7 protein-coding genes are annotated in these 6,831 nt (G+C 70.5%); 3 read left to right on the forward strand and 4 right to left on the reverse strand.

The window, feature by feature from the left end:
- The coding region (locus tag VFS34_12900) for a DUF4388 domain-containing protein (protein HET9795346.1) at positions 1-880 on the reverse strand (880 nt) is incomplete at its 3' end.
- A gap of 58 nt (positions 881-938) precedes the next feature.
- On the opposite strand from VFS34_12900, the gene VFS34_12905 reads away from it, so the two are divergent.
- The 3 genes from VFS34_12905 to VFS34_12915 all read left to right on the forward strand — a co-directional run bounded on the left by VFS34_12905 (position 939) and on the right by VFS34_12915 (position 4,365).
- The gene (locus VFS34_12905) at positions 939-2,525 is read left to right on the forward strand and encodes a methylmalonyl-CoA mutase family protein (protein ID HET9795347.1); all 1,587 of its coding nucleotides are present in this window, start codon (positions 939-941) and stop codon (positions 2,523-2,525) included.
- A 269-nt stretch (positions 2,526-2,794) separates the two neighbouring features.
- A complete protein-coding gene (locus VFS34_12910) occupies positions 2,795-3,364 on the forward strand; it encodes a sigma-70 family RNA polymerase sigma factor (protein ID HET9795348.1) in 570 nt (189 codons plus the stop codon).
- Positions 3,361-4,365 carry an energy transducer TonB gene (locus VFS34_12915; protein HET9795349.1) on the forward strand — a complete coding sequence of 335 codons (1,005 nt, stop codon included), beginning with the start codon at positions 3,361-3,363 and terminating at the stop codon, positions 4,363-4,365. The genes VFS34_12910 and VFS34_12915 overlap by 4 nt, the downstream gene beginning before the upstream one ends.
- Before the next feature lie 22 nt (positions 4,366-4,387).
- Here VFS34_12915 and VFS34_12920 read toward each other — a convergent pair whose 3' ends face one another.
- From VFS34_12920 to rsmI, 3 genes are all read right to left on the reverse strand, one after another.
- On the reverse strand, positions 4,388-5,110 hold the full coding sequence (locus VFS34_12920; GenBank protein HET9795350.1) for a TonB family protein: 723 nt from the start codon (positions 5,108-5,110) through the stop codon (positions 4,388-4,390).
- A 58-nt stretch (positions 5,111-5,168) separates the two neighbouring features.
- A complete protein-coding gene (gene nth / locus VFS34_12925; protein ID HET9795351.1) occupies positions 5,169-5,873 on the reverse strand; it encodes an endonuclease III in 705 nt (234 codons plus the stop codon).
- A gap of 192 nt (positions 5,874-6,065) precedes the next feature.
- The coding region (gene rsmI / locus VFS34_12930) for a 16S rRNA (cytidine(1402)-2'-O)-methyltransferase (protein ID HET9795352.1) at positions 6,066-6,831 on the reverse strand (766 nt) is incomplete at its 5' end.

Here is a 6,831-nt window from a genome sequence, read left to right on the forward strand (position 1 = left end):
CCTCGGGCAGCGTGCCGACGCGCCGGACGCTGCCGACGGCGAACGCGTTGGCGAGGATGAGGAGGTTCGCCGCGAAGAAGGGATCGAGCCGCGCGAGGCCGAGAAGCCGTTCCGAGGCCGCCGAGGCTTCCTCCGAGGCGAGGATCTCCCCCGCGAACCGCGCCGTGTCGTCGAAGATCGGGAAGAAATGCACGGGCGCCGCGAGGCGGGCGTGCAGGGCCGCCGCGAAGCTCCGGAACTGGACGAACGACTCGTGCCCCTTGGCCGCGCCGAGATCGTCTTCGGCGCACCGCGCGAGAACCTCCCAGAAACCGTCCTCGATCGCCTCGGGACGGAACTCCTGTTCCCACCCGTCTCCCTCCGCCGGCTCGGCCGCGACCGACCGGTCGAAGCGAACGGTGTCGTCCATGTCCTTCATCGCCTGGAAGGCGATCACCTGTCCCTTGATCTTCAGGTGGATCTGAAGGAGGTCTTCCGTCTGGAACTCCGGGTCGAAATCGAAGCGCCCGTGCTTCCACGCGAGGACCTCCTTGAGGAGCTTCTCGGCGAGCGCGCCGACGAGCTCCGCGAGCGAGTCGCGCGGGATCCAGTCCTCCTCGAGGAGCACGCGGGTGAGCTTGACGCCGGACGCGAGATTGCGGGCGAGCGACGAGTAGAGGGACGAGACCGGGACCGCGCGCGAGCGGAGGAGGGCCTGGCCGAGGCGGTCGCCGGGCTTTCCCCCGGAAACGAAGACGATGTCGCCGTTCTTCCAGTCGATCGTCTTCCGGTCCGCCCCGCGGATCAGGGTGAGCCGTCCGGAAGCGCGCCGCACTTCGAGCCACTGGATGAGATCGACGACGTCGAAACTCTCGATCCTGCCGGAGAGATGGCTTGCCAAGGCGCGCATTCTACCATTCCGGTTCCCGCCGCCCGCCCGGAATACAATTCCGGCGACGATGGCGGACGACGAGAAGAAGACCGCGCGGCGAGTCGCGGAGACGACTTCCTCCGGGATTCCGATCCGCCCCTCCTACGGACCCGGCGACGCCCCCGGGCCCGCTCCGCCGCCGGGCGCGTTTCCGTACACGCGCGGACTCACCGCCGAGGGATACCGCGCGCGTCTCTGGACGATGCGGCAGTACGCGGGCTTCGGGAGCGCGCGCGAGTCGAACGCCCGCTATCGCTATCTCCTCGAGAGGGGGCAGACGGGTCTCTCGATCGCTTTCGATCTCCCGACGCAGATCGGGTTCGACTCGGACGATCCGCTCGCGCGCGGCGAGGTGGGGAAGGTCGGGGTCGCGATCGCGACGATCGAAGACATGGAGATCCTGACCGAGGCGCTCCCGCTCGACCGGGTCTCCGTCTCCATGACGATCAATTCGACGGCGGCGATCCTGCTCGCGCTCTACCTCGCGGTCGCGCGGCGGCGGGGGTTCGCGTGGAGCGATCTCTCGGGGACGATCCAGAACGACGTCCTGAAGGAGTTCATCGCGCGGGGGACCTACGTCTTTCCCCCCAAGCCGTCGATGAAGATCGCGACCGACGTCTTCGAGTTCTGCCGCGACGAAGCGCCGCGGTGGAACACGATCTCGATCTCCGGGTACCACATCCGCGAAGCGGGCGCGACCGCGGTCGAGGAGGTCGCCTTCACGCTCGCCAACGGAATCGCGTACGTCGAGGCCGCGCTCGCTCGCGGGCTCGCGATCGACGAGTTCGCGCCGCGCCTCTCCTTCTTCTTCAACGCGCATTCGAACTTCTTCGAGGAGGTCGCGAAGTTCCGCGCGGCCCGCGCGCTCTGGGCGGAGATCGTCCGCGACCGCTTCGGCGCCAGAGATCCGCGGTCCGGGTACCTGCGGTTCCACGCGCAGACGGCGGGATCGACGCTGACGGCCCAGCAGCCGGAGGTGAACACGGTACGGACCGCGCTCGAGGCGCTCTCGGCCGTGCTCGGAGGGGCCCAGTCGCTCCACACGAACGCGTTCGACGAGGCTCTCGCGCTTCCGACCGAATCCTCCGCGAAGCTCGCGCTTCGCACCCAGCAGGTCATCGCGTGGGAATCGGGAGTCGCCGACGTCGTCGATCCCCTCGGCGGGTCGTACCTCGTGGAAGCGTGGACGCGAGAGATCCACGACCGGGCGAAGACGCTCATCGGGAAGATCGATTCGCTCGGCGGCTCGCTCGCCGCGATCGCGAACGGCTTCTTCGCGCGCGCGATCGAAGACGCGGCGTTCACGGCGCAGCGCCAGGCGGAGACCGGAGAGCGCGTCGTCGTCGGAGTCAACCGGTTCGCCGAGTCGGAGAGCGTCTCTCCTCCTCTTCTGACGATCGGCGGGGAGGTCGAGGGGGAGCAGGTTCGACGGCTGCGCGCTTTCCGGGAACGACGGGATCCGGGAGCGTTCGAACGCGCCCGGGCGAGACTCCTCGCGGATGCCCGCGAGGGCCGCAATCTCCTTCCTGCCATGCTCGAAGCCGTCGAAGCGGACGTGACGCTGGGAGAGATCGTCACGACGCTGAAATCCGTTTACGGAGAGCACGTCTCGTAGAGGGCGCCCTTCCCGCGTCGCGCGTAAATCGTCCAATCCCAGAGGAATCCATGTGGAAAAAGAGAACGTCAGCGAGCAAATCCCCGGAAATCGGGCCTGGAGCCGAAGCGGTCACTCGTAAGATCCATGACGTCAGACATTTCCGATGTTGCACATGAATCGGTGCATTCGCCTGCCTCCGAGGGGCCTGCTTGGCGGGCCGCTGAATTTCCGCAGGTTGTGCACAGTCTTTTCCGGAACTCGGGCCGAAGACGGGGAGCGTTGACGACGTGGCCGAGGAGACGGAGGAGGAGCTCCTTCGCCGCGCCCGCGAGGGAGACTCTCGCGCCTTCGACGAGCTCATCGAGCGGACGTCCGCGGTCGTTTTCGCCTGGATGAGCCGCGCGGTCGGCCCCGACGCGGCCGAGGACCTGACGCAGGAGATCTATCTCCGGGCGTTCCGCGGTCTTTCCGGGTACCGCGGCGACGCGCCCGCTCGCGCGTGGCTCGCGGCGATCGCCCACAACGCGGTGAAGAACCGCTATCGGTTCCTCGGGCGATTCCGGCGGATCTTTTCGCCGGCCGACCCGGAAGCCGGGGCCGATCCTCCCGACCGCGGCCCCGATCCGGAGCGCGCGGCGGGGACGGCGGAGACCCGTGCGTGGATCGCACGCGCCCTGCGGGAGCTTCCGGAGGAGTTCCGGATGCCGATCATCCTTCGCGATCTCGAGGGATGGAGCTACGAAGAGATCGCCGCCTCGCTCGGAATCGCGCGCGGCACGGTAAAATCGCGGATCGCCCGGGGGCGGGGGAGGCTCCGCGCCCTCCTCGTCCCGCTCGTCCGGAAGGGCCCGAAGTGAAGAGAGCCGCCGAACACCCGTCCCGCTCGATCGGTTTCCTGTCGCGGTATCACGACGGCGAGCTGTCGGCCGCCGAGAAGGAGGCGTTCGATCGCCACGCGGCCGCTTGTGCGGAGTGCTCGGCGGCGGCCGCGGAGTACGAGGCGGTGCTCGCGATGTACCGGGAGAGCCGGCCCGAGCCCTCGGATCCGTCCCTCGCCCGGCGAATATCGCGGCGGATCGACACCGAGCTCCGGCGCCGGCCGCCGGTCCGATTCCTGGCTCTCGAGATCGATCTCCTCTGGGCGAGCGTGGCCGCGATCGGGCTCGTGGCGGCAATCGCGCTGTTCGCGGTCCTGGGCCGCAGGCCGTCTCCCTCGCTCGTCGCCGAGAACGGCCGGACGAGCCGCGCGCCCTCCACCGAAAAGCGTGGCCCATCCGATTCTTCGACGGGCCGGGCACCTTCCTCCCGAGCGCCGCGTTCCGACCGGGCGCGCGAAGAGAATCGTCCGGCGTTCGCTCCCGAGCCGAAGCCGGCCGAGCCGGAGAGTCGACCGGATCGGGCGACGGGCGCGGAAGGGGGGGTCGAAGGAGGCGTCCCGGAGGGAGTCGCGGGGGCAGTCGTCGGCGGCGCGACGGAGAGAGAGGCCGTCCGTGAGAAAGGCGTCTCCGCCCCGGAGCCTCCCGTTCCGACCGAGGCATCGCCGGAGGGGAAGACGGAGCGGCGCGACGCGGCCGAGCCGCCCCTGCGCGTGGCCGGTACCGTCCAGGCCCCGGTTCTCCTCCGCCGGGTCGAGCCGACGATCCCCGCGTCCGCGCGGCGGCTGCTGGCGGTTTCGCCGGTCGTCGTCGAAGCCGTCATCTCCGCGACCGGCGATGTGGTATCGACGCGGATCGTGCGGTCGAATCCGGCGGCCGACCGCGCCGTTCTCGCGGCGCTGCGGCAGTGGAAATATCGCCCTGCGCTCCTCGACGGAAGGCCGATCGCGGTGTATCTGACGATCACCGTGCGGGGCGAGTGAGAAGGCCGCCCGGTCCTCGCCGCTATCTCAAGGCAAACTGGATCGTGACCGCCAGATAGACCCGCACCGCCCTCCGGTCGAGCATCGCGGGAACGTAGCGCCATTGCCGGACGGCGCGGATCGCGGCCTCCGCGAAGAGCGGAGACGCGCTCGACACGACCCGCACGTCCTCGACGTCTCCCCCGGTTCCGATCACGGCCTGGAGCAGCACGATTCCCTGCAGCCGTGCTCGCCGGGCCGCTTCCGGATACTCCGGCTGAGCCTGCGACAGGAGGCGCGGCGGAACGACGTTCGGCGCGGTGGCGGAAATCGGGCCGCCGTCGCCGACGCCGGGGAATGGGCTGTCCCCCGTTCCCCCCTCCACACCGTCCGTCGCGCCGGGCCCCGATCCCGGGCTCGCGGCGACCGGCGCAGTGCCCAGGGGCGCGGCGACCGGCGCGGCGTCGATGCGCACCGGAATGGCCGCCGGGGCGACGAATCGGGCGAGGGGCGCCGCGATCCGTCTTCCGGCTCCGGGCTTCGGGGACTCGGGGCGTTCCGCGGGGAGGCCGGGGGAACCGGCGGCCGGAGGCGGGGGCGTCGGGAGAAAGAGGATTCGCACGTTCGGCTCTCCCGGATCGGATATCCGCCAGGCGGATCCGATCGCGATGGCGGCAAGAACCGCGAGGTGGAGGGTGACCGAGAGCGGCCCGGCGACCGAGCGGCGATGCGGGGCGGGATGACCGGCCAGGGCGGTTTCGAACATGCGCGCCTCCTCGCAGGAGGAGACACCGGGCGGGGGGGAAAGTTCCCGAGGGCGGCGGTCAGGTCCGGCGGCCGCGTGCCGCCGCTTTCGGGCGCTTCTCCCGCGGGACGACGGAGACGCCCACCTTCGGGCAGAGATCCGCGAGCACGCATCGATCGCAGAACGCCCGCCGGGCGGTACACACGAGCCGTCCGTGCTGGATCAACCGGTGGGCCAGGACGGCGCGATCTTTCACGGGAACGAGCCGGTTGAGCTCCGTTTCCACCTTGACGGGGTCGGTCTCACGCGTCAACCCGAGCCGGCGCGACAGCCGGCCGACGTGGGTGTCGACCACCATCCCCGCCTCGGCGCCGAAAGCGTTTCCGCGGATGACGTTGGCCGTCTTGCGGCCGACTCCGGGCAACCGGAGCAGATCTTCCTCGGCTTCCGGAAGCCGTCCGCCGAATTCCTTCATCAGCACGGCGCCCGCGCGCCGAAGGCTCTTCGCCTTGTTGTTGAAGAAGCCGGTGGGCCGGATGTCGCGTTCGAGCTCGCCGGCCGGAGCGTTGACGTAGTCGGAGGGACCCTTGTACTTGCGGAAGAGCCCGGGGGTCACCGCGTTGACCCGTTCGTCGGTGCACTGGGCGGAAAGGACGGTCGCGACGAAGAGCTGGAACGGCGTTTCGTAGTCGAGCCAGCACCGCGCGCCGGGATAGGCGCGCGCCAGCCTCCGGATGATCTCTTTCGCGCGGTTCTTCTTCCCGGCGGACGACTCTCGCGGCATCGAGCGATTCTAGTGTTCCGCCCCGAAAATAGCTTTACCGTCGTTGGGAGCGGCACGGCGGACGGCGCCGCGTCGAATCACAGGAGGCACCCGCCCCTCGCCGGGGTGTCCGCGTTTCGTCACGGGCCCGATCCTTCAGCGGCTCCCGCGCCCGTCCGCCGGCCCCGCGACCGTCGGTGAAGCTCCCCGGGATCATTTCCGCGAGACGACCCTCCGGTACACGTCCCGGGAGGCGACGCCCGTCGCGCGCGCCACTTCCCGCGCGATCTCGCGGGACGTCATCCCCCGTCCCTCGAGGGCGGCGATGCGCGCATCGACCTCGTCCGGCGCGTGCGAGGATTCCGGCGCGCGCGCTCCGCCCGCCACCACCACGCATTCTCCGCGGACCGCGCCGCGCGACGCGATCCGGTCGCGAAGCTCCGAGAGGTCGCCGCGGAGGGCCTCCTCGTGGATCTTCGTGAGCTCCCGCGCGACGATCGCGGGCCGGGACCCGAGCGCGGCGGCGGCGTCGGAAAGCGATGCCGCGAGCCGGTGGGGCGCCTCGAACCAGACCAGCGTCTCGGGCCGGTCCCGGTACCGCTCGAAGAAGGCCCGGCGGGCTCCCGATTTCGGCGGTGGAAACCCCAGGAAGACGTGAGGAACGGCGGGGAGGCCGGAGATCGAGAGCGCCGCCGCCGCGGCGTTCGGGCCGGGCACCGTGACGACCGGGAACCCCGCCGCCGCGGCCGCGGCGACGATCCGCTCTCCCGGATCGGAGACCGCCGGGGTCCCGGCGTCCGAAACGAGCGCCACCTCTTCGCCCCGCGCGAGGCGAGCGAGAACTTCGGCGACCCGCGTTTCCTCGTTGTGCGCGTGGCAGGAGATCCGGGGCGCGGAGAGCCCGAACCGGGAAGCGAGCTTCGCCGTAACCCGCGTGTCTTCGCAGTAGATCGCCGCCGCGCGGCGGAGCACCGCGGCG

Source organism: Thermoanaerobaculia bacterium (assembly GCA_035717485.1).
In the GTDB taxonomy this organism is placed as follows: Bacteria; Acidobacteriota; Thermoanaerobaculia; order UBA5066; family DATFVB01; genus DATFVB01.